Genomic DNA, 23,349 nt, shown 5'->3' on the forward strand with positions numbered 1-23,349 from the left:
AACCTCCCCCACTGCTGCGTTAAGGGCCGTGGCAGGTGCCCCAGCCCTGCGGAACGCCTGCCCACAGAAACCAGCCAGCGGCGCGCCCCCGGGTCACTGGCCCGTCGGCAGGGCCTCGGCCGGGGCCGACGGGGGCGGGGTCGGGGCCCCCGGTAGGCGTAGCCTCGCCACCGTTCCGCCGCCCTCGGCGGGGCTGAGTGTCACCTCGCCGCCGGACTGCTGCACCGTACGGGCCACGATCGACAGGCCGAGGCCGGAGCCGGGCAGGGCGCGGGCGGACGGGGAGCGCCAGAAGCGGTCGAAGACGTGGGGGAGCTCGTCGGCGGGGATGCCGGGGCCGTGGTCGCGCACCGTCAGTGCGCCGGCGTCGAGCACGACGTCGATGGTGGCGCCGTTCGGGCTGAATTTCACCGCGTTGTCGAGGATGTTCACGATGGCCCGCTCCAGGGCCGCCGGCTCGGAGCGTACGTACCACGGCTTGAGTTCCGCAGTGATCGTCAGCTCCGGGCCGCGCAGGCGAGCGCGGCGCAGGGCCTCCTCGGCGATGTCGTGCAGGGCGACGACGTCGGCCTTGTCCCCCTGCTGGCCCGCGTCCGAACGTGACAGCTCCTGCAGGTCGCCGATCAGCGCGGCCAGCTCCGCCATCTGCGCCTTCACGGACGCGAGCAGCGCCTTGCGGTGCTCCGGCGGGATGGCCCGTCCGGTCTCCTCGCTACGGACGAGCAGCTCGATGTTGGTGCGGAGGGAGGTCAGGGGGGTACGGAGCTCGTGGCCCGCGTCCGCGATCAGCTGCTGCTGCAGGTCCCGTGAGGACGCCAGCGCGGACGTCATCGAGTTGAAGGAGCGGGACAGGCGCGCGATCTCGTCCCCGTCATCGCCCTCGACCGGGATGCGGATCGAGAGATCCTCGGTACGGGCCACGTGTTCGACGGCGCTGGTGAGTTCGTCGACGGGTCGGAGGCCGGCCCGTGCCACCGCCAGTCCCGCGGCGCCGGCGCCGAGGACGCCGATGCCGGAGACCAGGAGCAGGATGAGGGCGAGGTCGTTGAGGGTCTTCTCGGTGTCCTTGAGGGGGAAGGCGACCAGGAGGGCGTGGTCCTCGACGAGCGCCTGGCCAGTGCGGGTTTCGGCGATCAAGGGCATGGTCAGCACTCGCACGGGGTCGCCGTCGCTGTCGACACCGTTGCGGAACAGTCTCACGCCAGGAGTCGTGCCCCGCGCCAGCTCCTTGTCGGCGTCGACGACCTTCACCGTGCCCGCGGAGTACGAGAAGACGCACGGGGCGCCGTCCGACTTGACCACCTGCACGTAGTAGGGGTTCGGCTGCGGACCCAGATCGCTCTCCCCTGAGGTCGATTGAGTGCAGTTGGCCAGGACGCCGTTGATGGCGACGTCACGAACCGGCGAGTTCACTGCATCGAGGTCTCTGTCGATCGAGTCGTACAGCTTTCCTTGCACGATGAACCAGCAGGTCACCGACACGGCGGCCACCGCGAAGGCGACCGCCGCGGCGACCAGCAGCGCGAGCCGGGAGCGCAGTGGCAGGGATCGGTATCGCTTGATCACTCGGTTCACTCGGCGCCGCCCGACCGCAGGACGTACCCGACACCCCGCACCGTGTGGACGAGGCGCGGTTCGCCGCCTGCCTCGGTCTTGCGGCGCAGGTACATGACGTAGACGTCGAGCGAGTTCGAGGAGGGCTCGAAGTCGAAGCCCCAGACCGCCTTGAGGATCTGCTCGCGGGTGAGGACCTGGCGCGGGTGCGCGAGGAACATCTCGAGGAGCGTGAACTCGGTGCGGGTCAGCTCGACGGGCCGCCCGCCGCGGGTCACCTCGCGCGTGGCGAGGTCCATCCGCAGGTCGGCGAAGGTGAGCGCGTCGTCCTCCTGGGCGCCGACCTCCGTGGCCGCGTACGAGCTGCGGCGCAGCAGGGCCCGGATACGGGCGAACAGCTCGTCCAGTTCGAACGGCTTGACCAGGTAGTCGTCGGCGCCCGCGTCAAGCCCGGTGACGCGGTCGCCGACCGTGTCGCGGGCGGTCAGCATCAGGATGGGCGTCGTCGAGCCCGCGCCGCGGATCCGGCGGGCCGCGGTGAGCCCGTCCATGCGCGGCATCTGGATGTCGAGGACGACGAGGTCGGGCCCGTACGCGGTGGCCTTCTCCAGGGCGTCCGCGCCGTCGACGGCGACCTCGGTGTCGTATCCCTCGAAGACGAGGCTCCGCTGAAGGGCCTCCCGCACGGCGGGCTCGTCGTCGACGATCAGAATGCGCTGCGGTTCGCCTTCGGCGGGGCTCATGCGGGTTTCTTCCTCGGGGTCCGGTTCGTCTTGGGGACAGATAACAGCGTCGCACGGCGTGCGGCGCGTGTACGCCTACGCCGGGGCGCGGGCCGCCATCTTGGCTGCGCCCGCGCCGTACGAGGAGCTAGGTCATGTTCAGGGGCACCCGCCGTCGTGGGTTGTGCGGCAGTCGCCGGCCTGTGGTTCAGCACATCGCCGCGGTGAGGCGCTTCAGCGGCACCTTGCGGCGGTGGGGGCGCGCGGAGCTGATGCGGAGGCCCATCAGGTGGGGCTGCGGGACCGCCACCGACACCGCCGGCGCCGGCGTCTGCGGAGCGTCGAATTCGGACGCCACGGCCAGGGCCAGGGCGACCCCGGGGGCGGGGACGGTCATCTCGTGAGCCTGCTTGATCATGTCGTGCTCCTTACCGGTGGTGTTGCACGCTCAGCTCTCGGAGCCGGAGCGCAGCTTCTCCAGGTCGGACTTGACGGTGTTGATCGGGATGGCGAAGCCCAGGCCCACGCTGCCCGCGCTGGACGAGCTGCTCGACGAGGTCGGCGAGTACATGGCGGAGTTGATGCCGATGATGTTGCCGTTCATGTCGATCAGCGCGCCGCCCGAGTTGCCGGGGTTGAGCGAGGCGTCGGTCTGCAGGGCCTTGTAGGTGGTCGTGGAAGAGCCGGTGTCGCCGTTGAACTCCTGGCCGCCGAACTCGAAGGGCCAGCCGCCGCCACCGCCGCCGGGCAGTTGCTGCTGCCCCTGGCTCTCGTCCGTGGAGACGGTGACGTCCCGGTCGAGCGCCGAGATGATGCCGCTGGTCACGGTGCCCGTCAGGCCCTCGGGGGAGCCGATCGCGACGACCTCGTCGCCGACCTTGACGTTGGTGGAGTCGCCGAGCGACGCGGTCTTCAGGCCGGAGGCGTCCTCGAGCTTGATGAGGGCGAGGTCCTTCGAACTGTCGGTGCCGACGACGTTCGCGGTGTACGTCTTGCCATTGCTGGTCGTGACCTTGATCGACGAGGCGCCGGAGACGACGTGGTTGTTGGTGATGATCTCGCCGTCGCTCGTGATGACCACGCCGGAGCCCGTGGACTGCCCGGCGTTCGAGGTGGCGCTGATCTCGACGATGCTCGGGCTGACCGCCTCGGCGACACCGGCGACGGTGCCCTTCTTGCTGGCGGGCACCACGCTCGTACCGGAACTGGCGGTCGTGACGTCCTTGCCGGTCAGCTCCTGGAAGGCGTACGCGGTGGCGCCGCCCACGGCCGCGGCCGCTATCGCGACGGCGGCGAGCATGGCCATCGGGCCCTTGGCGCGGCGCCGGGGTGCGGGGGCGGGCTCCGCAGGGGCGGCGTAGGCGTGACCGCCGCCGGTACCGTTGCCGTCATGACCGCCGTGGCCGTCCTGTCCGGAGCCCGGCCACACCGTGGTGCCCGGCGCGACGGCGACCGGCTGCGCCGGGTCGTACGCCGGCGGGGGCGGCCACTCGGCCCCCGCGGGGGCGGCCTGGTATGCGGACTGCTGACTGTCACCCTGGGACTCGCCGTCACGGCGGATGCTCTCGGTCATGCTCAGAGTGTTTCCGCGCTCCATGAGAGCTCCCTGAGTGCTCCCTGAGAAGCCCGACAGAAGTGCGTATGCCCGATATAAGGCCGGGTGGCGCCGAGAACTCCGCTGCTTCCACGCGCTTGCTTTCGCGCTTGCTTTCGCGCTTGCTTCTACGCGCTGCGCAGCCGGGCATACGCCCCGCCCCGCGCAAGCAGCTCCCCGTGCGTGCCGCACTCCACGAGCCTCCCGCCGTCGACGACGAGGATGCGGTCCGCGTCCGGCGCCAGCGCCAGATCGTGGGTGATCATGATGGTCGTACGGCCCGCCATCAGCCGGCGCAGCGGCTGCACCACGCGGCGGGCGGCGAGCGCGTCGAGACCGGCCGTGGGCTCGTCGAGTACGAGGACGGGGGCGCCGCGCAGCATGGCGCGGGCGATCGCGATGCGCTGCAGCTGGCCGCCGGAGAGGGCGCTGGTGCCCGGCGCGATCCGGGTGTCGTAGCCGTCGGGCAGGGCGGTGATGAAGTCGTGGGCGGCCGCGTCGACGGCGGCCTGCCTGATCTCGCGCTCGCTCGCGCCGGGCCGGCCGCAGGCGATGTTCTCGCGGACGGTGCCGTGCAGGATCAGCGTCTCCTGGGGCAGCAGAGCGACGTTCTCGCGCAGGAACTCCAGGGGCATGTCGGTGAGCGGCACGCCGTCGAGGCGTACGGTCCCGGCCGAGGGGTCGTAGAAGCGCAGCAGCAGCTTGGAGAGCGTGGACTTGCCCGCCCCGCTCGGACCCGTGATCAGGACCAGTTCGCCGGGCTCGGCGGTCAGCGACACATCGGTCAGCGATTCCTCGGGCGCGTCCGGGTAGCGGAAGGAGACGCCGTCGAAGCTGATACGGCCGTGCACGGGCCAGGGCTGGAGGGCCGAGGCGGAGTCGGTCACGGCGGGCTCGGCGTCCAGGATCTCCTGGATCCGTTCCGCTCCGGCCGTGGCGGCGGTGAGGGTGAGGCCGAGCTGGCCGAGGTTGCGGATCGGCGGATAGAGGTAGCCGATGAAGGCCGCGAAGGCCAGCAGCTCGCCCAGCGTCATGCGGCCCGCGGAGATCTCCCAGGCGCCGAAGCCGATGACGGCCAGCACGCACAGCGTCTCGACGACCTCGACGAACTGCTCGTACAGCTCGCTCGCGCGGGCACCGCGCACGGAGGCGCGCATCCAGGCGCGGGCCTCCCGGTCGAGCCGGCGCTCCTCGTCGCGGCGCCGGTTGTAGGCCTGCGTCAGGACGACGTTGCCGAGGGCCTCCTCGACGACCGAGGTGATCGCTCCGTCGGCGGTGCGCTCGTCGCGGGCCGCGGACTTGATCCGTCCGGCGAAGCGGCGGGCGGCGACGAGGAAGAGGGGAGCCAGCAGGAACGTGACGAGAGCGAGGTCCCAGCGCAGCCAGAGGGCCGCGGCCGCGTAGAAGACCGCGGAGACCAGCGCCGAGACGGTGCCGACCACGCCGGAGACCACCATCTGCTCGATGGCCTCGACATCGCCCGTGAGCCGCTCGACGAGATCGCCCCGGCGGTGCTTCTGGAAGAAGTGCGGCGGGAGCCCTTGCACATGGCGGAACACACCGGCCCGCAGCCGCATGACGAATCTCTCGGCGGTCCATACGGCGAGCGAGTTCCCGGCATATCCGACGGCGGCACCGAGCACGGCGACACCGAGCCACTGCCCGGCGGGTCCCCAGAAGGCGGAGAGCGAACCGGCGTTCAGCGCATGGTCGGTGAGATTCGCGAATATCAGGATCGAGGCGGTCTCGGCGAGCGCGGCAACCACGACGCACAGAACAATGACGACCAGCCATCTGCGGTCGCCTCGCGTCAACGGCCAGAAACGCCGGAATACCTGAAGGGCATCCGCACCCTTACGCTCTCCCAATTCCCCAACTCCCTTTCGCAGACCGGTGAACCGCCCGAGGCGGGCCCCCGGCATGCTTTGGGGACCCGCCTCGCTGGTAGAGATCAAGAGATCAGCAGTCCTTGGCGGCCTTGTTGCCGACCGGGCGGCGGCGGGCCTTCGGCTTCGCCTTGGCCGCGGCCTTGTGCGCGGCAGCCGGCTTCGCGGCGGGCTTGCGGGTCTTCTTGACGGGGGCGACCTTGTGGAAGCTCATGAGGGTGTCCCTTTCTCCGTGATGCTTTTCCGTTTGCCGTAAGCCCTGTTCGGCTTCGACACGGAAAACAGTACGTGAGCTCCGGACCCCGGAAAGACCAAATCCGATGAGACCTCGATTAGTTGCCGCTGAGTCCGGTTCTCATTGATTTTCAGGAACCAAACGCCTGCTCACACAGAATTTATCCGCGCATTGCGGGTGCGGCGTTCTTTCCGTTTTCACACAGAACTTACGCCTCTCCGCACAGGAAAGCGGGGCGGCCGACGGGACCCACCGGGTCCGCGCCGACCGCCCCGCCGCGGTCATCACTACGTCAAATCAGGCCTCAGCGCCTCACGTGACGACCGTGATCCGGTCCGCCGCCGGCACCGGATACGGCGTCGTGGCCGAGGAGTTCGCCGTCAGATACGACTCGAAGGCCGCCAGGTCGTCGCCGCCGACGAGCACGTTCGTGCCCTTGCCGAGCTCGGCGAAGCCGTCGCCGCCGCCCGCGAGGAAGGAGTTCATCGCGACGCGGTAGGTGGCGGACGGGTCGATCGCCGCCCCGTTCAACTTCACCGAGTCGGTCACGACCCGGGCGGCACCCGTCTTGGTCAGATCGAGGGTGTAGGTGAGGCCCGCGGAGACCTGGAGGATCTTCGGCGCGGCCTCGTTGCTGCCGCTGACCTGCTGCTGAAGTGCGGTGATCAGCTGGGCGCCGGTGAGGTCCACCAGGTTGACGGTGTTGGAGAACGGCTGGACCGTGTACGCCTCGCCGTACGTCACCACGCCGTCGCCCTCGCCGCCGCTCGCCGCGTACGTGAGCGGGGCGCGGATGCCGCCGGGGTTCATCAGCGCCAAGTCCGCCTCGGCATCGAGGGACTTGGCGTGGGCGAGCTGGGCGTCGGCGATCAGGTCGCCGAGCGGGGACTCGGTGCCGGCGTTGGCGATCTCGCCCGCGATATAGCCGATGGGCCGGCTCGCGATGGGCGCGGAGAGCGTCTTCCAGCGGTTGATCAGGTCCGTCATGTCCGCGGCCTTGGCGACGTCACGGGTCACGACGTGGTTCGCGGACTTCACGGCCGTACGCGCGATGTCGCCGGTCCAGCGGTCGTACGTCAGCGTGGTGTCGGTGTAGAGCCGGCCGAAGGAGGCGGCCGAGGTGACCGTGCGGGGGTTGCCCGCGGGATCGTCGATGGTGCACGCGTACGCCTGGTGGGTGTGGCCGGTGACCAGCGCGTCCACCTGCGGCGTGATGTTCTTCGCGATGTCGACGATCGGGCCGGAGATGCCGTCGCCCGGGCCGGGGCTGTCGCAGTCGTAGTTGTACGCCGCCGAGGCGGGCGCGCCGCCCTCGTGGATCAGCGCGACGATCGACTTCACGCCCTGCTTCTGCAGCACCTTGGCGTACTTGTTGATCGTCTCGACCTCGTCACCGAACTTCAGGCCCTTGACGCCCTCGGCGGAGACGATGTTCGGGGTGCCCTCCAGGGTCACGCCGATGAAACCGACCTTGACGCCGTTCTTCTTCCACACCCAGTACGGCTTGAGGATCGGCTTACCGGTCTTCTCGTCCGTCACGTTCGCGGCGAGGAAGGGGAAGTTGGCGCCACCGAACTCCTCGCTGTCGTTGTAGCAGCCGTCCTCCGGGTGGCATCCGCCGTTCTGCAGGCGGGCCAGCTCCTTGGCGCCCTCGTCGAACTCGTGGTTGCCGACGGAGGTGACGTCGAGGTCGAGGCCGTTGAGCGCCTCGATGGTCGGCTCGTCGTGGAACAGTCCGGAGATCAGCGGAGAGGCGCCGACCATGTCACCGGCGGCGGCCGTGATCGAGTACTTGCTGCCCTGGCGGGCCTCGCGCAGGTGGGTGGCCAGATACTCGACGCCGCCCGCGTTGATGGTCTCGGTGGTGCCGTCCTCGTGCACGTGCGTGACGCGGCCGGAGGAGCCGGCCGGGGGCTCGAGGTTGCCGTGCAGGTCGTTGAAGGACAGCAGTTGCACGTCCTGGTAGCGGCCGGGAACCGGGGCGGCGCTCTGGGTCTCCCCCGCCGTCGCGGGAATCGCGGCGATCAGCGCCCCGGTGGTCGACAGCACCGCCGCGCCGATCAGTATCCGGCGGGTGGCCCTCTTCTTATGGGGTCTAGCGGACATGTGTCCCCTTGTTGGCTCAGTTGGCTCAGCGTGAAGGGTGTGACGAGTGTGAGCGGCAGCTTAGAGTCAACGCGCGTAGCACAACAGGGGGTTGCCGGTTACGGACTGGTTGCCGAAAGGGACCAAGCGGTGCCGGGGAAGTTCAGGCACGCCTCCACACCGCCCGGCACCCGCCACGAGCGGGACATCCCGCCGGGAACCGTTTGCCGGCCGTCAGGACCGCCGTACTCTCGTATCCATGACCAGCGACGACGCCCTTCCGCCCGCCTTCCTCCGCCGCATCGAGACGCACAGCGCTCTCATGCCCGACCAGGCAGAAGCCGTGCTCGAGCTGATCGCGGAGGCCGCCCGCATCGACGGGCAGCCGGCGGTGTCCGAGCAGGGCCGGCTCCAGCTCCGCGGCGGTCCCCGCGAGGGCGTACGGCATCTCCTGCTGTTCCTCGAGGACGACCTCGTCGGATATGCCCAGCTCGAGGACACCGACCCCGTCGAGGCACCGGCCGCCGAGCTGGTGGTCCATCCGGCGCACCGCGGCCACGGGCACGGCCGCGCCCTCGGCACCGCGCTGCTCGCCGAGTCCGGTAAGCGGCTGCGTATCTGGGCGCACGGCGGGCACTCCGCCGCCCGTCACCTCTCGCAGGTCCTCGGCCTCACCCTGTTCCGCGAACTGCGCCAGATGCGGCGGCCGTTGGTGGACCTCCGTCTTCCGGAGCCGGTGCTGCCGGAGGGCGTCCGGGTGCGTACGTTCGTGCCCGGCGAGGACGACGCCGCCTGGCTCGCCGTGAACGCCGCCGCCTTCGCCCACCACCCCGAGCAGGGCTCTTTGACCCAGCGCGACCTGGACGACCGCAAGGCGGAACCGTGGTTCGACCCCGAGGGCTTCTTCCTCGCGGAGCGGGAGGACGGCGAACTGGTCGGCTTCCACTGGACGAAGGTCCACGCGGAGGAGCAGCTCGGTGAGGTGTACGTGCTCGGCGTCGCACCCGAAGCCCAGGGCACCGGCCTGGGCGGGGCCCTGACCACCATCGGGCTGAACCACCTCGCGGCGTCCGGGCTGCCGACCGCGATGCTCTACGTCGACGCGGACAACAAGGCCGCGCTGCGGGTGTACGAGCGGCTGGGGTTCGTGACGCACGAGACGGATCTGATGTACCGCACGGAGCTGTAACGGGCGGGCAGCGGAGCGCTCTGACGGGCCATCACCCGCTGCCCCTCACGTCACGCCCCTCCCTGAGGCCACACCACCTGGATCTTGACGCCACGGCCTCCGTACGCCACCCTTTCACTACTCAATTAGTGAAAGGGTGGTTGTACGAGTGGTCGAGTACCGCATCGACCGGCGCAGTGGCGTCGCCACCTATCTGCAGATCGTCCAGCAGACCAAACAGGCCCTGCGCCTAGGCCTGTTGGAGCCCGGCGACCAGCTCCCCACGGCCCGCGAGGTCGTGGAGGCCACGGCCATCAACCCGAACACCGTGCTGAAGGCCTACCGAGAGCTGGAGCGCGAAGGCCTGGTCGAGGCCCGCCGCGGCCTCGGCACCTTCGTACGCCGCTCGCTGGGCGCCGCCGCGGCCGGCTCGCCGCTGCGGTCGGAGCTCGCCGCATGGGCGTCCCGGGCCCGCACATCAGGGCTGGACCGGGACGACGTGGCGGCACTCTTCGCCTCCGTACTGGAGGAGCAGTTCGCCGAACGGCCGGGCGCGGGCGCCGACGAGTCATACGCCGGACAGATCAACGACACCGAGGGGGACAAGGCATGACGGACACCGCCATCGAGGCGGCCGCGCTGGGCAAGCGGTTCGGGGGGCCGTCGCGGGGCGGCGGCTGGGCGCTGCGGGACTGCAGCTTCCGGCTGCCGGCCGCGAGCATCTGCGCGGTCGTCGGTCCCAACGGAGCCGGCAAGTCGACGCTGCTCGCCCATGCGGCGGGGCTGCTCGAGCCCACCGAGGGAGCGCTCACGGTCTTCGGCGCCCATCCGTCCGCGGCCCGCGAGCGCATCGCGTACGTCGCCCAGGACAAGCCGCTGTACCTGCAGCTCACGGTCGCCGAGACTCTGCGGCTGGGGCTCGAGCTCAACCCGGAGCGCTGGGACTCCGCCCTGGCCGAGCGGATCGTGACGGACGGGGACCTCGATCCTGCCGCCCGGATCCGTGCCCTGTCCGGCGGACAGCGCACCCGGGTCGCCCTCGCCCTGGCCCTCGGCAAACGGCCCGAACTCCTCCTGCTCGACGAGCCGATGGCCGACCTCGACCCCCTGGCCCGCCACCAGCTGATGGGCACACTCCTGGCGGAGGCCGCCGAGCACGGCACGACGGTGGTGATGTCGTCGCACATCCTCGGCGAGCTCGCGCACGCCTGCGACTTCCTGCTCCTCGTCGGCGACGGCCGCATCCGCCTCGGCGGCGCCATCGACGACCTGGTCGACGCGCACAGGCTGGTCACCGGCCGCGGTCCGCTCACCGACGCGCTCGCCCCGCACACCGTCATCGAGTCCCGGGCCACCGGCCGCGGCCTCACCGCCCTGATCCGCCCCGCGGGCCCGGTCGCCCCCGGCTGGGACACCGCGGAGCCATCCCTGGAGGACATCTTGCTCGCCCATCTGCGCTCACCGGACGCACCGGCCCTGCTCACGCCGAGCGCTTCCGTCCAGTCGTCCGCCTCTTCTGACATGTCCGCGGCGGTGGCCGGATGAGCGCGTCGGCAACCCTGCGGCGGAGCTCGGGTGGCCGCCTGCGCGGCCCGTACTGGACGACGGTCCGCCTCCACCGCGCCATCCTCTGGACGGCGCTCGGACTGGTGATCGCGGCGGCGGCCGTCGCGGTCTTCCTGCGCGTCTCGGCGGAGGTGTTCCCCGACCAGGATCAGGAGTGCATCGGCGCCTGCACCGACACATTCCTGGGATTCTCCAGCGCCCGGGACCTGCTGGGGATCACCGCCGATGAGTCCGCCACAGCCCTGCTGTTCCTGCCGTTCCTCATCGGCGCCGTCGTGGCCGGCCCGGTGATCGCCCGCGAGCTGGAGAGCGGCACGCACCGGCTCGCCTGGACCCAGTCGGTCTCCCCGGCGCGCTGGCTCGCCTCGAAACTGACGGTGGCCGCCGTCGCGACGACAGCCCTGGTACTCGCCCTGGTGGGGATCTTCCAGTTCCTCAGGGCACCCTTCACGGGCCCCGCAAACCCATACTGGGTGCGCCGGGGCGTCTTCGAGGCGTACGGCCCCGTCCTCATCGCGTACTGCCTGCTCGCCGTCGCCATAGGAGCGCTCGTCGGCCTGCTGGTGCGTCGCACGCTCCCTGCGATGGCGATCGCCGGAGTGGTCTCGCTGTCCATGCCGATGGCTGTCGGCACCGTGCGCTGGGACGTGTTCCCGGTACGCACGGTCACGGGCGCGGGCTCGGGCCTCTTCACAGGCCCGGGCCGGGCGGTCGACATCGGGCAGGGCTCCTTCCTCATGCAGTCCGGCTACGTCACCGCCTCCGGCAAGCGCCTCCCGTACAACGCCTGCTGGCAGCGCACCCACGACTTGGAAACGTGCCCCGCCGACCTCAACATCACCAGCTGGTACATCGACTTCCACCCCCACTCCCACTTCTGGTGGGTCACGTTCGCCGAGACCGCGATCATGCTCGCGCTGGCCGCCGCGGCCGCCTGGGCGGCCTTCCGCCTGCTGCGCCGCAGCGTCGTCTGACGTACTGCGCCGTACGGCCCCTGACGGGGCCGTCGGCACCCGGCCCGCACCCGGCCCCCGGCGCCCCAAGTCGCTCGGGGGCCTCCCGCCGCTAGCCCGCACGTCATGTCGCCGTAACCGACGATTCAGACGGGCTTGCGACGCTCGGTGAATGACGCCCGAGGTGCCCGACCCGCCCCCGAGCTCCCGGAACGGGAGGCTTCGCCTCACCTCCCCATTGGAGCCCGCACTCTCTGACGCGCCCGTAATGCTCTCGGCGCGGAACAATGGTTCCATGAACGAGCCCAACACACAGGTCGAGGTCCAGCACGCGCAGCCCTCCGTGGGCTCGATCGCCGCGCACCGTCCGCACACGCTCGCGGCTGCCGTCTCCGAACTGGAGCCGGACATCGACTCGGTCGACGCGGACCTGGATGCGTACATGCAGAAGGGTTTCGACGGCGCTGATCTGCCGGAGGGCCGGTTCCTCGACCGCGAACGCAGCTGGCTCGCGTTCAACGAACGCGTGCTGGAGCTCGCCGAGGACCCCCGCACGCCCCTCCTGGAGCGCGCCAACTTCCTCGCGATCTTCGCCAGCAACCTGGACGAGTTCTTCATGGTCCGGGTCGCCGGCCTGAAGCGCCGTATCGCGACCGGTGTCGCCACGCGGTCGGCCTCCGGCCTGCAGCCGCGCGAGGTGCTGGAGATGATCTGGGCCCGCTCGCGCGAGCTCATGGCCCGGCACGCCGCCTGCTACCAGGAGGACGTCGCCCCGGCGCTGGCCGAGGAGGGCATCCACCTGGTCCGCTGGAACGAGCTGACCGAGAAGGAGCAGGCCCGCCTGTTCACGCTCTTCCGGCACCAGATCTTCCCCGTGCTCACGCCGCTGGCCGTGGACCCTGCGCACCCGTTCCCCTATATCTCAGGTCTGTCGCTCAACCTCGCGGTCGTCGTGCGGAACCCGGTCTCGGGCCACCGCCACTTCGCGCGCGTCAAGGTGCCGCCGCTGCTGTCCCGCTTCCTGGAGGCGTCGCCGAACCGGTACGTCCCCATCGAGGACGTCATCGCCGCGCACCTCGAGGAGCTGTTCCCGGGCATGGAGGTGCTGGAGCACCACATGTTCCGCCTCACCAGGAACGAGGACCTCGAGGTCGAGGAGGACGACGCCGAGAACCTGCTCCAGGCCCTGGAGAAGGAGCTCATGCGGCGCCGCTTCGGGCCTCCGGTGCGCCTGGAGGTCGAGGAGTCGATCGACCGCTACGTACTGGACCTGCTCGTGCGCGAGCTGAAGATCAGCGAGGCCGAGGTGTACCCGCTGCCGGGGCCGCTCGACCTCACCGGCCTCTTCGGCATCGCCAAGCTCGACCGGTCCGAGCTGAAGTACCCGAAGTTCATCGCGGGCACCCACCGCGACCTCTCCGAGGTCGAGTCCGCGTCGGCGCCCGACATCTTCGCGGCGCTGCGCGACCGGGACGTGCTGCTGCACCACCCTTACGACTCGTTCTCCACCTCCGTCCAGGCGTTCCTGGAGCAGGCCGCGGGCGACCCGGACGTCCTCGCGATCAAGCAGACGCTGTACCGCACCTCCGGCGACTCGCCGATCGTCGACGCGCTGATAGACGCAGCCGAGTCGGGCAAGCAGGTGCTGGTCCTCGTCGAGATCAAGGCACGCTTCGACGAGCAGGCCAACATCAAGTGGGCCCGCAAGCTGGAGGAGGCGGGCTGCCATGTCGTGTACGGCCTGGTCGGCCTGAAGACCCACTGCAAGCTGTCGCTGGTGGTGCGCCAGGAGGGCGAGTCCCTCGTGCGCTACAGCCATGTCGGTACGGGCAACTACCACCCGAAGACCGCCCGGCTCTACGAGGACCTGGGGCTGCTCACCGCGGACCCGCAGGTAGGCGCGGACCTGTCGGACCTCTTCAACCGGCTGTCGGGCTACTCGCGCAGGGAGACATACCGCCGCCTCCTCGTCGCTCCGAAGTCGCTGCGCGACGGCCTGATCTCGCGGATCAACAAGGAGGCCCAGCACCACCGTGCCGGGCGCCCCGCCTACGTCCGCATCAAGGTCAACTCGATGGTCGACGAAGCGGTCATCGACGCCCTGTACCGCGCCTCACAGGCGGGTGTGCCGGTGGACGTGTGGGTGCGCGGCATCTGCGCGGTGCGGCCCGGAGTGCCCGGTCTGTCGGAGAACATCCGCGTACGGTCCATCCTCGGCCGCTTCCTCGAGCACTCCCGTGTCTTCGCCTTCGGCAACGGCGGCGAACCGGAGGTGTGGATCGGCAGCGCCGACATGATGCACCGCAACCTCGACCGCCGGATCGAGGCACTGGTCAGGGTCTCCGACCCGGCCCACCGGGCGGCCCTCAGCCGCCTGCTCGAAACCGGAATGTCCGACACCACGTCCTCCTGGCACCTCGGGCCCGAGGGTGACTGGGCCCGGCACTCGACCGACGGCGACGGTCAGGCCCTGCGGAACGTCCAGGAGATGCTCATAGACGCCCGGAGGCGCCGGCGTGGCACAGCAGCAACACCATGAGGGTGAGGCAGGGCCTGCGGGAGAGGTCCTTACGGCCTATCTGCAGGGCCAGGCAACCGAGTTCCTACGCTCCCTGCGGCTGCACAGGGAGAGCGGAGGCTCCAACGGGGGCTCCCATGGAGGCTCGAGCGGGGGATCCGGCGGGGTCTCGAAGGGGGGCGAGGAAACGGTCGACGCGGTGCGCGCACTGCGCCGCTCGGCCCGTCGCATCAGCGGCACCCTGCACACTTTCCGCCCGCTGCTCGACGTGGAATGGTCCGACGCCCTGCGCCCCGAACTGGCGTGGCTGTCAGGCACGCTGGCCCACGAACACGCCTACGCCTCCCGCCTGAACCGCTTGCTGGGCGCGCTGCAGCGCCTGTCGGGAGCATCACTCACAGCCACGGTGGTGGGCACCCGCGCCGCCGCTCCCGCTGTGGGCAGTCGACACGCGGGGGTGATCGGGATCCCCCCTGAACCGGAGGCTGTCGGCGGTTCTCGGGGGAGGGTGGGCACTGGGGGCACCACCCAGGCCCGTAAGGCACTGGGGCAGGAACCCGACGGCGTCGGCCCACGTATCCCACCTCCGAGCAGCCCGGACCGCGGAACGATGACCGTGGGCGCGGCCAAGGCAGGCGCCCTCCTGGAGCGCCAGCTCACGCTCGCCCGGACAAGGGCCCACTCGGCGGCCCTGGAAGCGCTGGGCTCCTCCCGCTTCCACGCGGTGGCGGACAGCGTCGCCGTACTGGCCAGCGAGGTGCCCCTCGCCCCCAGCGCGACCCGGACCGGCGCCCTCGAGTCGCTCGCCGGGGACGCGGAGGACCGCCTGCTCGAGGCGGTGAAGGGCCTGCCCCTGTACCGGGCCGGCCACCCCTACAACGCGGAGGCCCTGGTCCACGGCCTCGCGGCCGACCCGTCGCCGCAGCCCCAGGACGGCCCCTGGCACCAGGTCCGGCTGCTGCTGCGCCTGCACCGCTACGCACTCGAGGTGCTGCACGGCGAGGAGTGCGTCGACGTACGCCTCAGTGACGCCGGGCAGGCCCTGGACCAGCACCGGGACGCGGCGGAGGCGGCGGCGGCCGCGGCCGCGGCGGCACGGACTCCCCGGATCGCCCCGACGACGGCGTACGCGCTCGGGGTACTGCACGCAGATCAGCGACACGAGGTCGAGGCGGCCCGGTTCGCGTTCCAGCGGGTCTGGCTGCGGGAGGCGGTGAGCACCACGTGAGCAACGATGTCGTACAGGCGGCGGGCTGCGTCCTGTGGCGGCGCTCCCCCACCGACGGGGAGCCGGAGATCTGCCTGGTGCACAGGCCGAAGTACGACGACTGGTCGCATCCCAAGGGCAAGGTGAAGCGCGGCGAGGATCTGGCGGCGTGCGCGGTGCGGGAGGTCGCGGAGGAGACCGGCCACGAGTGCACCCTCGGCCCCCGCCTCGCCACCGTCCACTACATCGCAAACGGCCGCCCCAAGCAGGTCTCCTACTGGGCCGCAGAGGCGGGCCCCGGCCACTTCACCCCCACCCAAGAGGTGGACCAACTCCTCTGGCTCCCCCCACAACAGGCCCGCCCCCACCTCACCCAACCCCGCGACCAACAGCTACTGGACGACCTGCTGTCCGCACTACACCTGACCTAGCACGGACTGCCGGCACACCGCCGTCCCCGCTGTGGGCAATCGTTCCGCTGGGGCGGAAGGGGCGGGCACACCGCCGCTACTGCTGTGGGCAATCGTTCCGCTGGGGCGGAACGGGTGGGCACAGCCCACGACGCACGGCACCCTTCACACCGCGGTACGCACATCCCCTGGGGCGCCCTGAACACCAGGGCGCCCCAGACCCGCGGAGGCGCCCACGCCAGAAGCCGTAAGCATTCCGTGACCTCACCGCCCCGCCCACCGAGGTTCACCCTCCGTTCACTTACGCCCATCGGCCACGTCACCTCTTCTGCCTAATTTCGGCCGTACGCCGGTGCTTGCCGCTCATGCAAGCGGCAACCCGCACCGCAAAGCTGAACAGGACACTGCGCAGCACCCCGCTGCCGGCCCCACCGGGCCCCACCCCGGACCAGCCGCACACCCATATCGCACGCCGCCCCGGACGGGCGGCTCCTGGAAGGAACTCACCCAAAGTGAAGCTTCAGCGCAAGAACCGGCTTCGCGCCCTCTCCCTCGGTGCCGTCGCCGTCTCCGGCGCCCTGACCCTCACGGCGTGCGGCTCCGATGACACGGGCAACACCAGTGGCGGCAGCGGCTCGGAGACCACCGCAGCCAGCTCCAACATCAAGTGCGATGACGCCAAGGGCCAGCTGCTGGCCGACGGCTCCTCCGCGCAGAAGAACGCGATCGACGCCTGGGTCAAGGAGTTCACGGCCGCCTGCTCGGGCGTGCAGATCAACTACAAGGGTGGCGGCTCGGGCGCCGGTATCACGGCGTTCACCCAGGGCCAGGTGGCCTTCGCCGGTTCCGACTCCGCGCTGAAGCCCGAAGAGGTCACCGCCTCCAAGGAGGTCTGCTCCGGCGGCCAGGGCATCGACCTCCCGATGGTCGGCGGCCCGATCGCGGTCGGCTACAACGTCCCGGGTGTCGACAGCCTCGTCCTGGACGCCCCGACCCTCGCCAAGATCTTCGACAGCAAGATCACCAACTGGAACGACAAGGCGATCGCGAAGCTCAACCCCGAGGCCAAGCTGCCCGACCTCAAGATCCAGGCGTTCCACCGCTCGGACGAGTCCGGCACCACGGACAACTTCACCAAGTACCTGATCGCCGCGACCCCGGAGAACTGGAAGTACGAGGGCGGCAAGGCCTGGCAGGCCAAGGGCGGCCAGTCCGCCTCGGGCTCCTCCGGTGTCGCCCAGCAGGTCAAGCAGACCTCCGGCGCCATCAGCTACATGGAGCTGTCGTACGCCAAGGACGGCATCAACGCGGCCAGCCTCGACACGGGCGCCTCCGCCCCGGTCGAGGCCACCGTCGAGAACGCCACCAAGGCCATCGCGGACGCCAAGGTCGTCGGCACCGGCAAGGACCTGGCGCTGAAGCTGAACTACGAGACCAAGGCCGAGGGCGCCTATCCGCTCACCCTGGTCACGTACGAGATCGTCTGCGACAAGGGCAACAAGGCGGACACCCTGGCCACCACCAAGGCGTTCCTGACCTACATCGCCTCCGAGGAGGGTCAGAAGATCCTCACGGAGAACGACTACGCCCCGATGCCGGAAGACATCATCACCAAGGTCCGCACCACCATCGAGGGCCTGAGCTGACCTGAGTGTGCGGTCCGGTCCCACCGCGGGACCGGACCGCACCGTCCGGTGCACCGCCGCCATGAGCCGCACACCACGTACGGCTCCGCCGAGCCGCACTCCGCGTGCGGCTTCGCAGACCGGAGAACCCGATGGACATATCGACACAGAACACTCAAGCACCTCCCCCCACCACGCAGCCGACCGTCGCCGAGCAGAAGCGTGCGGCCCGCGGCGCCACCCGGCCCGGTGACCGGATCTTCCTCGGTCTCTCCCGCGGGTCGGGCATCTTCCTGCTGGTGATCATGGCCGCGATCGCGGTCTTCCTCACCTACCGCGCCTCCCTCGCCATCAGCAAGGACGAGGGCAACTTCCTCACCACCTTCGAGTGGAACACCAACCTCAACCCGCCGGTCTTCGGCATCGCCGTTCTGGCCTTCGGCACGGTGGTCTCCTCGATCGTCGCCATGGCCATCGCGGTCCCGATCGCGGTCGCCATCGCGCTGTTCCTCACGCACTACGCCCCGCGCAAGCTCAGCGGCCCCATCGCGTACGTGATCGACCTGCTCGCCGCCGTGCCGTCCATCGTCTACGGCCTGTGGGGCGCCCTCATCCTCGTACCGAACATGAACGGCCTCTTCGGCTGGCTGAACGAGTACCTCGGCTGGACGGGGATCTTCTCCTGGGAGGGTGGCCCCGCGCGCTCCATGCTCACCGTGGGCATCCTGCTCGCGATCATGATCCTGCCGATCATCACCAACGTGAGCCGCGAGGTCTTCCGCCAGGTCCCGCAGATGCACGAGGAGGCGGCCCTGGCCCTCGGCGCCACGCGCTGGGAGGTCATCCGCATGGCCGTGCTGCCCTTCGGCCGCTCCGGTGTGATCTCCGCGTCGATGCTCGGCCTCGGCCGCGCCCTCGGCGAGACGATGGCCGTCGCCACCGTGCTCTCGCCGACCTTCGACATCCAGGCCAGCCTCCTCAACCCGGGCGGCGGCACTTTCGCCCAGAACATCGCCAGCAAGTTCGGCGAGGCGGCGGAGTTCGGCCGTGACGCGCTCATCGCCTCCGGTCTGGTCCTGTTCATCATCACCCTGCTGGTCAACGGCGCGGCCCGCGCGATCATCGCCCGCCGCAAGGAGTACTCGGGGGCCAACGCATGAGCCACGCCGTCATCGCCGACAAGCGCCCCAGCACCCTGCGCGGCGCCCGCCTGCCGAAGTGGTCCCCGTGGGCCATCGCCGTGGGCTCCGTCGCCATCGCGGTCGCGATCGGCCTGGGCGCCGGCCTCGACAGCCGCATCCAGTGGGGCCTGATCGCCGCGATCGTCTTCGTCCTCGGTACGTACGGCGTCGCCGCCCGTGTGGAGGGCCGCCGCCAGGCCAAGGACCGGATCGCGACCTCCCTCGTCTGGGTCGCCTTCCTGCTCGCCGTGGTGCCGCTGGCCTCACTGGTCTGGGCGACCGTCCAGCGCGGTGTGAAGGTCCTCGACGTCTACTTCCTGACCCACTCGATGGGTGTGGTCGCCGACTCCGAGCCGGGCGGCGGCATCTACCACGCCATCCTCGGCAGCCTGGAGCAGGTCGGTCTCGCCACGGTGATCGCCGCTCCGATCGGTGTGCTCACCGCGATCTACCTCGTCGAGTACGGGCGCGGCAACCTCGCCCGCTCCGTCACCTTCTTCGTCGACGTGATGACCGGTATCCCGTCGATCGTCGCCGGTCTGTTCATCCTCAGCCTCATGCTGATGTTCGACATGCAGCCCTTCGGTTTCGCCGGCTCGCTCGCCCTGGCGATCCTGATGATGCCTGTGGTCGTCCGCTCCACGGAGGAGATGCTGAAGCTCGTTCCGAACGAGCTGCGCGAGGCCTCCCTGGCGCTCGGCGTGCCCAAGTGGCGCACGATCATGAAGGTGGTTCTGCCGACCTCGATCGGCGGCATCACGACCGGCATCATGCTGTCGGTCGCCCGTATCGCGGGTGAGACCGCGCCGGTGCTGCTGCTGGTGTTCGGCAACCCCTTCATCAACGCCAACCCGTTCGAGGGCGCGCAGTCATCGCTGCCGCTGTACATCTATCAGCAGTACCAGCAGAGTCAGTCCGAGGCGGCGTACGACCGCGCCTGGGCGGCGTCGCTCACGCTGATCGCCTTCGTGATGATCCTCAACCTGGTGGCCCGCGGCATCGCCCGCTGGAAGGCCCCGAAGACCGGTCGCTGACGCGACCCCACAGCGACTGATCTGGAAGTGAAGTAGTCATGGCCAAGCGAATCGACGTAAGCGGTCTCACCGCCTACTACGGGTCCCACAAGGCGATCGAGGACATCTCGATGACGGTCGAGCCCCGCTCGGTGACGGCCTTCATCGGCCCCTCCGGCTGCGGCAAGTCGACGTTCCTGCGCACGCTCAACCGCATGCACGAGGTGACGCCGGGCGGACGCGTCGAGGGCAAGGTGCTCCTGGACGACGAGGACCTGTACGGCACCGGCATAGACCCGGTGGCCGTGCGCCGCACGGTCGGCATGGTCTTCCAGCGCCCCAACCCGTTCCCGACGATGTCGATCTTCGACAACGTGGCGGCGGGCCTGCGCCTCAACGGCTCGTACAAGAAGAGCGAGCTGAACGACGTCGTCGAGAAGTCCCTGAAGGGCGCCAACCTCTGGAACGAGGTCAAGGACCGCCTGAACAAGCCCGGCTCGGGCCTCTCCGGCGGTCAGCAGCAGCGTCTCTGCATCGCCCGCGCGATCGCCGTCGAGCCGGACGTCCTGCTGATGGACGAGCCCTGCTCGGCTCTCGACCCGATCTCGACCCTCGCCATCGAGGACCTGATCGGCGAGCTGAAGGAGCGCTTCACGATCGTCATCGTGACGCACAACATGCAGCAGGCGGCCCGCGTCTCGGACCGCACCGCGTTCTTCAACCTCTCGGCGGTCGGCCAGCCCGGCAAGCTCATCGAGATCGACGACACGGAGCGGATCTTCTCCAACCCGTCCGTCCAGGCGACCGAGGACTACATCTCGGGCCGCTTCGGATAACCGACCCCTTGCGGTGCTGCATGGCGGTGCCACCGCAAGGAAAAGGGCCCGCCCCCTGGCTCCCGGGGGGCGGGCCCATTTACGTGCAAGCCGGCAGGGGGCTCACCCGAAGGCCAGCAGCACAACCCAATAGCTGAGCGCAGCGACAAGCGCAGCCGCAGGCATGGTGATGAACCACCCAAGAACGATGTTCTTGGCAACCCCCCACCGCACGGCATTGACCCGCTTCGTCGCCCCCACACCCATGATCGCCGACGTGATCACATGCGTGGTCGAAATAGGCGCATGAAAGAGGAACGCGGAGCCGAACATGATCGACGCCCCCGTCGTCTCCGCGGCAAACCCCTGCGGCGGATCCAGCTCGATGATCTTCCGCCCCAGCGTCCGCATGATGCGCCACCCACCCGCGTACGTCCCGAGCGAAAGCATCACCGCGCAGACGATCTTCACCCAGACCGGAATCGGGTCGCCGTAGTCCTCGACATCGGCGATGACCAGCGCCATCACCACGATGCCCATGGTCTTCTGCGCGTCCTGCAGACCGTGACCGAGCGCCATGCCGGCCGCCGAGACCGTCTGCGCTATACGGAACCCGCGCTTGGCCTTGCTCGGATTGGCCCTGCGGAAGATCCACATGATCGCGCACATCACGAGATAACCGGCAGTGAGCCCGACGAGCGGCGACACGAACATCGGAATGATGACCTTGTCGAGCACCCCGTTCCAGTACACGGTGATGCCACCCGCGAGCGCGGCGCCCACCATGCCGCCGAAGAGCGCATGCGACGAGGACGACGGCAGCCCGAAGTACCAGGTGATCAGGTTCCAGATGATCGCGCCGACGAGCGCGGCGAAGAGGATGCCCATCCCCTTGCTGCCCTCGGGCGTCGAGATCAGCCCCTCGCTGACGGTCTTGGCGACGCCGCTACCGAGGAACGCACCGGCAAGGTTCATGACAGCGGCCATCGCGAGCGCCGCCCGCGGGGTCAGCGCCCGCGTGGACACGGAGGTCGCGATCGCGTTGGCCGAGTCGTGGAAACCGTTCGTATACGTGAAAAAAAGCGCGACCCCAATGGTCACGACCAGCGCAAACGTCTCCACGAAGCCTCAGGACTCCTTGACCGCGATGGTCTCCACCGTGTTGGCCACATGCTCGAACGCGTCCGCCGCCTCTTCCAGCACATCCACGATCTGCTTGAGCTTCAGCACCTCGATGGCGTCGTACTTGCCGTTGAAGAGGTGGGCCAGCAGCTTGCGGTGGATCTGGTCGGCCTGGTTCTCGAGACGGTTGACCTCGATCCAGTACTCGGTGAGGTTCTCCAACGTCCGCAGGTGGGGCATGGCCTCCGCGGTGAGCTCCGCGGCACGCGCCAGGACCTCGATCTGCTGCTCGACACCCTTGGGGAGCTCCTCGACCTGGTACAGCACGACCAGGTCGACGGCCTCCTCCATGAAGTCCATGATGTCGTCGAGGGACGAAGCCAGGGTGTAGATGTCCTCCCGATCGAAAGGCGTGATGAAGGAGGAGTTCAGCTGGTGGAAGATCGCGTGAGTAGCGTCGTCTCCCGCGTGCTCCGCGGCCCTCATCCGCTCCGCGATCTCGGCCCGGGCGGAGGCGTCCGCCCCGAGCAGTTCCATCAGGAGCTTCGAGCCCGTGACGATGTTGTCCGCGGACGCGGCAAACATGTCATAGAAGCTCGTCTCCCTGGGGGTCAGACGAAAGCGCACGTGGGATCCTCGGGGTGCTTTGGTTTCGGGTCGGTGCTCTGTTGTCGGTCAGGGTGATGCTAGGCGCATCATCCGGCCACGGCGAACCGGCGTTTCCCAGTGTCGCCCATGAAGCACAGTGGTCAGCACGGGGTCCCGTCAACCGTTCAGTACCCATGAAAATTCGGTACCATATACCCAGTAGGGGTATACAGAACAAGCCGGACCAGCAGGAGGACGCGATGACGACCACCGACGCCGACGCGACGACCGGCGAAGCGGCCTCTGCGACCACCGCAGCCACTGGTGACCCGACCGTGACGGACGCGACAACGGCACCTGGCGAGATCGTGACGGATCACGACCGCGGCATCCACGGCTACCACAAGCAGAAGGAAGAGCACCTCAAGCGCCTGCGCCGCATCGAGGGCCAGATCCGCGGCCTGCAGCGCATGGTCGACGAGGACGTCTACTGCATCGACATACTCACCCAGGTCTCGGCGTCCACCAAGGCCCTGCAGTCCTTCGCCCTCCAGCTCCTCGAGGAACACCTCCGCCACTGCGTGGCCGACGCGGCCCTCAAGGGCGGCGAAGAAATCGACGCAAAGGTAGAAGAAGCCACAAAGGCAATCGCCCGCCTACTGCGGACCTGACCCGCTGCGCCCACGGCGCGCAGCGCCCTCAGACATTACGGCGCCCAGCAAAGAGCAGCGCCCGTGAGCTAGCAGCAATACTCAGTGGCGCCGAAGTCGGCATCCCGCTCAGCAACCCGCAAAACCTCATCAATGAGGTCAGAACTGAGCCGCTCCTCCCGAGAAGCGGACGCCGCGATGATGAGCTCGCCGCACAACTCGATCTCGGCAAGGGCAACGTGGTCCTGAACAGCCGTACCGCCCCGCACCGGAGCCACGTTCATCACCTCTTCCTGCGGCCCGCCGTCACCAACTCCCAAGAGTAGGGAGAGCCCTACGCACCGCGCATGGCACGGACGGACCATTTCCAGCCGCCCGGTCGGGGCCCCAGGGCCCCTCGGCCTGGACTGGCAGGCGCCGACGCCGTTCTCCGAGGACGGCCCCGCATCGCACCGCG

General features: G+C 69.5%; 22 protein-coding genes. 12 read left to right on the forward strand and 10 right to left on the reverse strand.

The window, feature by feature from the left end:
- Positions 1 to 93: 93 nt before the first annotated feature.
- The 7 genes from ACSMXV_RS20630 to ACSMXV_RS20660 form a co-directional block, all read right to left on the reverse strand.
- Complete coding sequence (locus ACSMXV_RS20630) at positions 94 to 1,575, reverse strand: sensor histidine kinase (protein WP_473172841.1); 1,482 nt, start codon at positions 1,573 to 1,575, stop codon at positions 94 to 96.
- Positions 1,572 to 2,297: a response regulator transcription factor gene (locus tag ACSMXV_RS20635; protein ID WP_473172842.1), complete on the reverse strand. Its 726-nt coding sequence runs from the start codon at positions 2,295 to 2,297 to the stop codon at positions 1,572 to 1,574. The genes ACSMXV_RS20630 and ACSMXV_RS20635 overlap by 4 nt, the downstream gene beginning before the upstream one ends.
- A 187-nt stretch (positions 2,298 to 2,484) precedes the next feature.
- Entirely contained in the window at positions 2,485 to 2,694 is a 210-nt protein-coding gene (locus tag ACSMXV_RS20640; protein WP_473172843.1) for a hypothetical protein, read from the reverse strand.
- 30 nt (positions 2,695 to 2,724) lie between these two features.
- A complete protein-coding gene (locus ACSMXV_RS20645) occupies positions 2,725 to 3,849 on the reverse strand; it encodes a S1C family serine protease (protein WP_473172844.1) in 1,125 nt (374 codons plus the stop codon).
- Between the two features lie 149 nt (positions 3,850 to 3,998).
- Entirely contained in the window at positions 3,999 to 5,792 is a 1,794-nt protein-coding gene (locus tag ACSMXV_RS20650; protein ID WP_473179009.1) for an ABC transporter ATP-binding protein, read from the reverse strand.
- Between the two features lie 37 nt (positions 5,793 to 5,829).
- Positions 5,830 to 5,970 (reverse strand): hypothetical protein, encoded by a 141-nt coding sequence (locus tag ACSMXV_RS20655; protein ID WP_473172845.1) that lies wholly within the window; start codon positions 5,968 to 5,970, stop codon positions 5,830 to 5,832.
- A 333-nt stretch (positions 5,971 to 6,303) separates the two neighbouring features.
- A complete protein-coding gene (locus ACSMXV_RS20660; RefSeq protein WP_473172846.1) occupies positions 6,304 to 8,097 on the reverse strand; it encodes a bifunctional metallophosphatase/5'-nucleotidase in 1,794 nt (597 codons plus the stop codon).
- 238 nt (positions 8,098 to 8,335) lie between these two features.
- Here ACSMXV_RS20660 and mshD point away from each other — a divergent pair, with 238 nt between their 5' ends.
- The 11 genes from mshD (at position 8,336) to pstB (ending at position 20,553) form a co-directional block, all read left to right on the forward strand.
- A complete protein-coding gene (gene mshD / locus ACSMXV_RS20665) occupies positions 8,336 to 9,265 on the forward strand; it encodes a mycothiol synthase (RefSeq protein ID WP_473172847.1) in 930 nt (309 codons plus the stop codon).
- A gap of 148 nt (positions 9,266 to 9,413) precedes the next feature.
- Complete coding sequence (locus tag ACSMXV_RS20670; protein ID WP_473172848.1) at positions 9,414 to 9,857, forward strand: GntR family transcriptional regulator; 444 nt, start codon at positions 9,414 to 9,416, stop codon at positions 9,855 to 9,857.
- Positions 9,854 to 10,789 (forward strand): ABC transporter ATP-binding protein, encoded by a 936-nt coding sequence (locus ACSMXV_RS20675; RefSeq protein WP_473172849.1) that lies wholly within the window; start codon positions 9,854 to 9,856, stop codon positions 10,787 to 10,789. Before ACSMXV_RS20670 ends, ACSMXV_RS20675 begins: the two co-directional genes overlap by 4 nt.
- Positions 10,786 to 11,784, forward strand: a complete 999-nt coding sequence (locus tag ACSMXV_RS20680; RefSeq protein WP_473172850.1) for an ABC transporter permease — start codon at positions 10,786 to 10,788, stop codon at positions 11,782 to 11,784. Before ACSMXV_RS20675 ends, ACSMXV_RS20680 begins: the two co-directional genes overlap by 4 nt.
- Before the next feature lie 274 nt (positions 11,785 to 12,058).
- Complete coding sequence (locus ACSMXV_RS20685) at positions 12,059 to 14,302, forward strand: RNA degradosome polyphosphate kinase (protein ID WP_473172851.1); 2,244 nt, start codon at positions 12,059 to 12,061, stop codon at positions 14,300 to 14,302.
- On the forward strand, positions 14,280 to 15,509 hold the full coding sequence (locus tag ACSMXV_RS20690; protein ID WP_473172852.1) for a CHAD domain-containing protein: 1,230 nt from the start codon (positions 14,280 to 14,282) through the stop codon (positions 15,507 to 15,509). The genes ACSMXV_RS20685 and ACSMXV_RS20690 overlap by 23 nt, the downstream gene beginning before the upstream one ends.
- Complete coding sequence (locus ACSMXV_RS20695; RefSeq protein ID WP_473172853.1) at positions 15,506 to 15,919, forward strand: NUDIX hydrolase; 414 nt, start codon at positions 15,506 to 15,508, stop codon at positions 15,917 to 15,919. Before ACSMXV_RS20690 ends, ACSMXV_RS20695 begins: the two co-directional genes overlap by 4 nt.
- A gap of 491 nt (positions 15,920 to 16,410) precedes the next feature.
- Positions 16,411 to 17,544, forward strand: coding sequence for a phosphate ABC transporter substrate-binding protein PstS (pstS, locus tag ACSMXV_RS20700; RefSeq protein WP_473172854.1), 1,134 nt, complete (start codon positions 16,411 to 16,413; stop codon positions 17,542 to 17,544).
- Between the two features lie 131 nt (positions 17,545 to 17,675).
- Entirely contained in the window at positions 17,676 to 18,683 is a 1,008-nt protein-coding gene (gene pstC, locus ACSMXV_RS20705; protein ID WP_473172855.1) for a phosphate ABC transporter permease subunit PstC, read from the forward strand.
- Positions 18,680 to 19,738 carry a phosphate ABC transporter permease PstA gene (gene pstA / locus ACSMXV_RS20710; RefSeq protein WP_473172856.1) on the forward strand — a complete coding sequence of 353 codons (1,059 nt, stop codon included), beginning with the start codon at positions 18,680 to 18,682 and terminating at the stop codon, positions 19,736 to 19,738. Before pstC ends, pstA begins: the two co-directional genes overlap by 4 nt.
- 38 nt (positions 19,739 to 19,776) lie before the next feature.
- The gene (gene pstB, locus ACSMXV_RS20715) at positions 19,777 to 20,553 is read left to right on the forward strand and encodes a phosphate ABC transporter ATP-binding protein PstB (protein WP_181658273.1); all 777 of its coding nucleotides are present in this window, start codon (positions 19,777 to 19,779) and stop codon (positions 20,551 to 20,553) included.
- 102 nt (positions 20,554 to 20,655) lie between these two features.
- Here pstB and ACSMXV_RS20720 read toward each other — a convergent pair whose 3' ends face one another.
- Entirely contained in the window at positions 20,656 to 21,654 is a 999-nt protein-coding gene (locus ACSMXV_RS20720) for an inorganic phosphate transporter (protein ID WP_181867055.1), read from the reverse strand.
- 6 nt (positions 21,655 to 21,660) lie between these two features.
- Entirely contained in the window at positions 21,661 to 22,281 is a 621-nt protein-coding gene (locus ACSMXV_RS20725; RefSeq protein WP_181658275.1) for a DUF47 domain-containing protein, read from the reverse strand.
- Positions 22,282 to 22,502: 221 nt separating this feature from the next.
- Here ACSMXV_RS20725 and ACSMXV_RS20730 point away from each other — a divergent pair, with 221 nt between their 5' ends.
- Complete coding sequence (locus ACSMXV_RS20730; RefSeq protein WP_220136766.1) at positions 22,503 to 22,913, forward strand: metal-sensitive transcriptional regulator; 411 nt, start codon at positions 22,503 to 22,505, stop codon at positions 22,911 to 22,913.
- A 68-nt stretch (positions 22,914 to 22,981) separates the two neighbouring features.
- Here the strand turns inward: ACSMXV_RS20730 and ACSMXV_RS20735 are convergent, their stop codons facing one another.
- The gene (locus ACSMXV_RS20735; RefSeq protein ID WP_473172857.1) at positions 22,982 to 23,176 is read right to left on the reverse strand and encodes a hypothetical protein; all 195 of its coding nucleotides are present in this window, start codon (positions 23,174 to 23,176) and stop codon (positions 22,982 to 22,984) included.
- Positions 23,177 to 23,349: the final 173 nt, after the last annotated feature.

Source organism: Streptomyces sp. DSM 42067 (genome assembly GCF_055792885.1).

Excerpts from the sequence above, each read along its gene's own strand:
- ACSMXV_RS20635 (WP_473172842.1), bottom strand. The coding sequence starts at position 2,297 with ATGAGCCCCGCCGAAGGCGAACCGCAGCGCATTCTGATCGTCGACGAC.
- ACSMXV_RS20640 (WP_473172843.1), bottom strand. The coding sequence starts at position 2,694 with ATGATCAAGCAGGCTCACGAGATGACCGTCCCCGCCCCCGGGGTCGCC.
- ACSMXV_RS20645 (WP_473172844.1), bottom strand. The coding sequence starts at position 3,849 with ATGACCGAGAGCATCCGCCGTGACGGCGAGTCCCAGGGTGACAGTCAG.
- ACSMXV_RS20650 (WP_473179009.1), bottom strand. The coding sequence starts at position 5,792 with ATGCCGGGGGCCCGCCTCGGGCGGTTCACCGGTCTGCGAAAGGGAGTT.
- ACSMXV_RS20655 (WP_473172845.1), bottom strand. The coding sequence starts at position 5,970 with ATGAGCTTCCACAAGGTCGCCCCCGTCAAGAAGACCCGCAAGCCCGCC.
- ACSMXV_RS20660 (WP_473172846.1), bottom strand. The coding sequence starts at position 8,097 with ATGTCCGCTAGACCCCATAAGAAGAGGGCCACCCGCCGGATACTGATC.
- mshD (WP_473172847.1), top strand. The coding sequence starts at position 8,336 with ATGACCAGCGACGACGCCCTTCCGCCCGCCTTCCTCCGCCGCATCGAG.
- ACSMXV_RS20675 (WP_473172849.1), top strand. The coding sequence starts at position 9,854 with ATGACGGACACCGCCATCGAGGCGGCCGCGCTGGGCAAGCGGTTCGGG.
- ACSMXV_RS20680 (WP_473172850.1), top strand. The coding sequence starts at position 10,786 with ATGAGCGCGTCGGCAACCCTGCGGCGGAGCTCGGGTGGCCGCCTGCGC.
- ACSMXV_RS20685 (WP_473172851.1), top strand. The coding sequence starts at position 12,059 with ATGAACGAGCCCAACACACAGGTCGAGGTCCAGCACGCGCAGCCCTCC.
- pstC (WP_473172855.1), top strand. The coding sequence starts at position 17,676 with ATGGACATATCGACACAGAACACTCAAGCACCTCCCCCCACCACGCAG.
- pstA (WP_473172856.1), top strand. The coding sequence starts at position 18,680 with ATGAGCCACGCCGTCATCGCCGACAAGCGCCCCAGCACCCTGCGCGGC.
- pstB (WP_181658273.1), top strand. The coding sequence starts at position 19,777 with ATGGCCAAGCGAATCGACGTAAGCGGTCTCACCGCCTACTACGGGTCC.
- ACSMXV_RS20730 (WP_220136766.1), top strand. The coding sequence starts at position 22,503 with ATGACGACCACCGACGCCGACGCGACGACCGGCGAAGCGGCCTCTGCG.
- ACSMXV_RS20735 (WP_473172857.1), bottom strand. The coding sequence starts at position 23,176 with ATGAACGTGGCTCCGGTGCGGGGCGGTACGGCTGTTCAGGACCACGTT.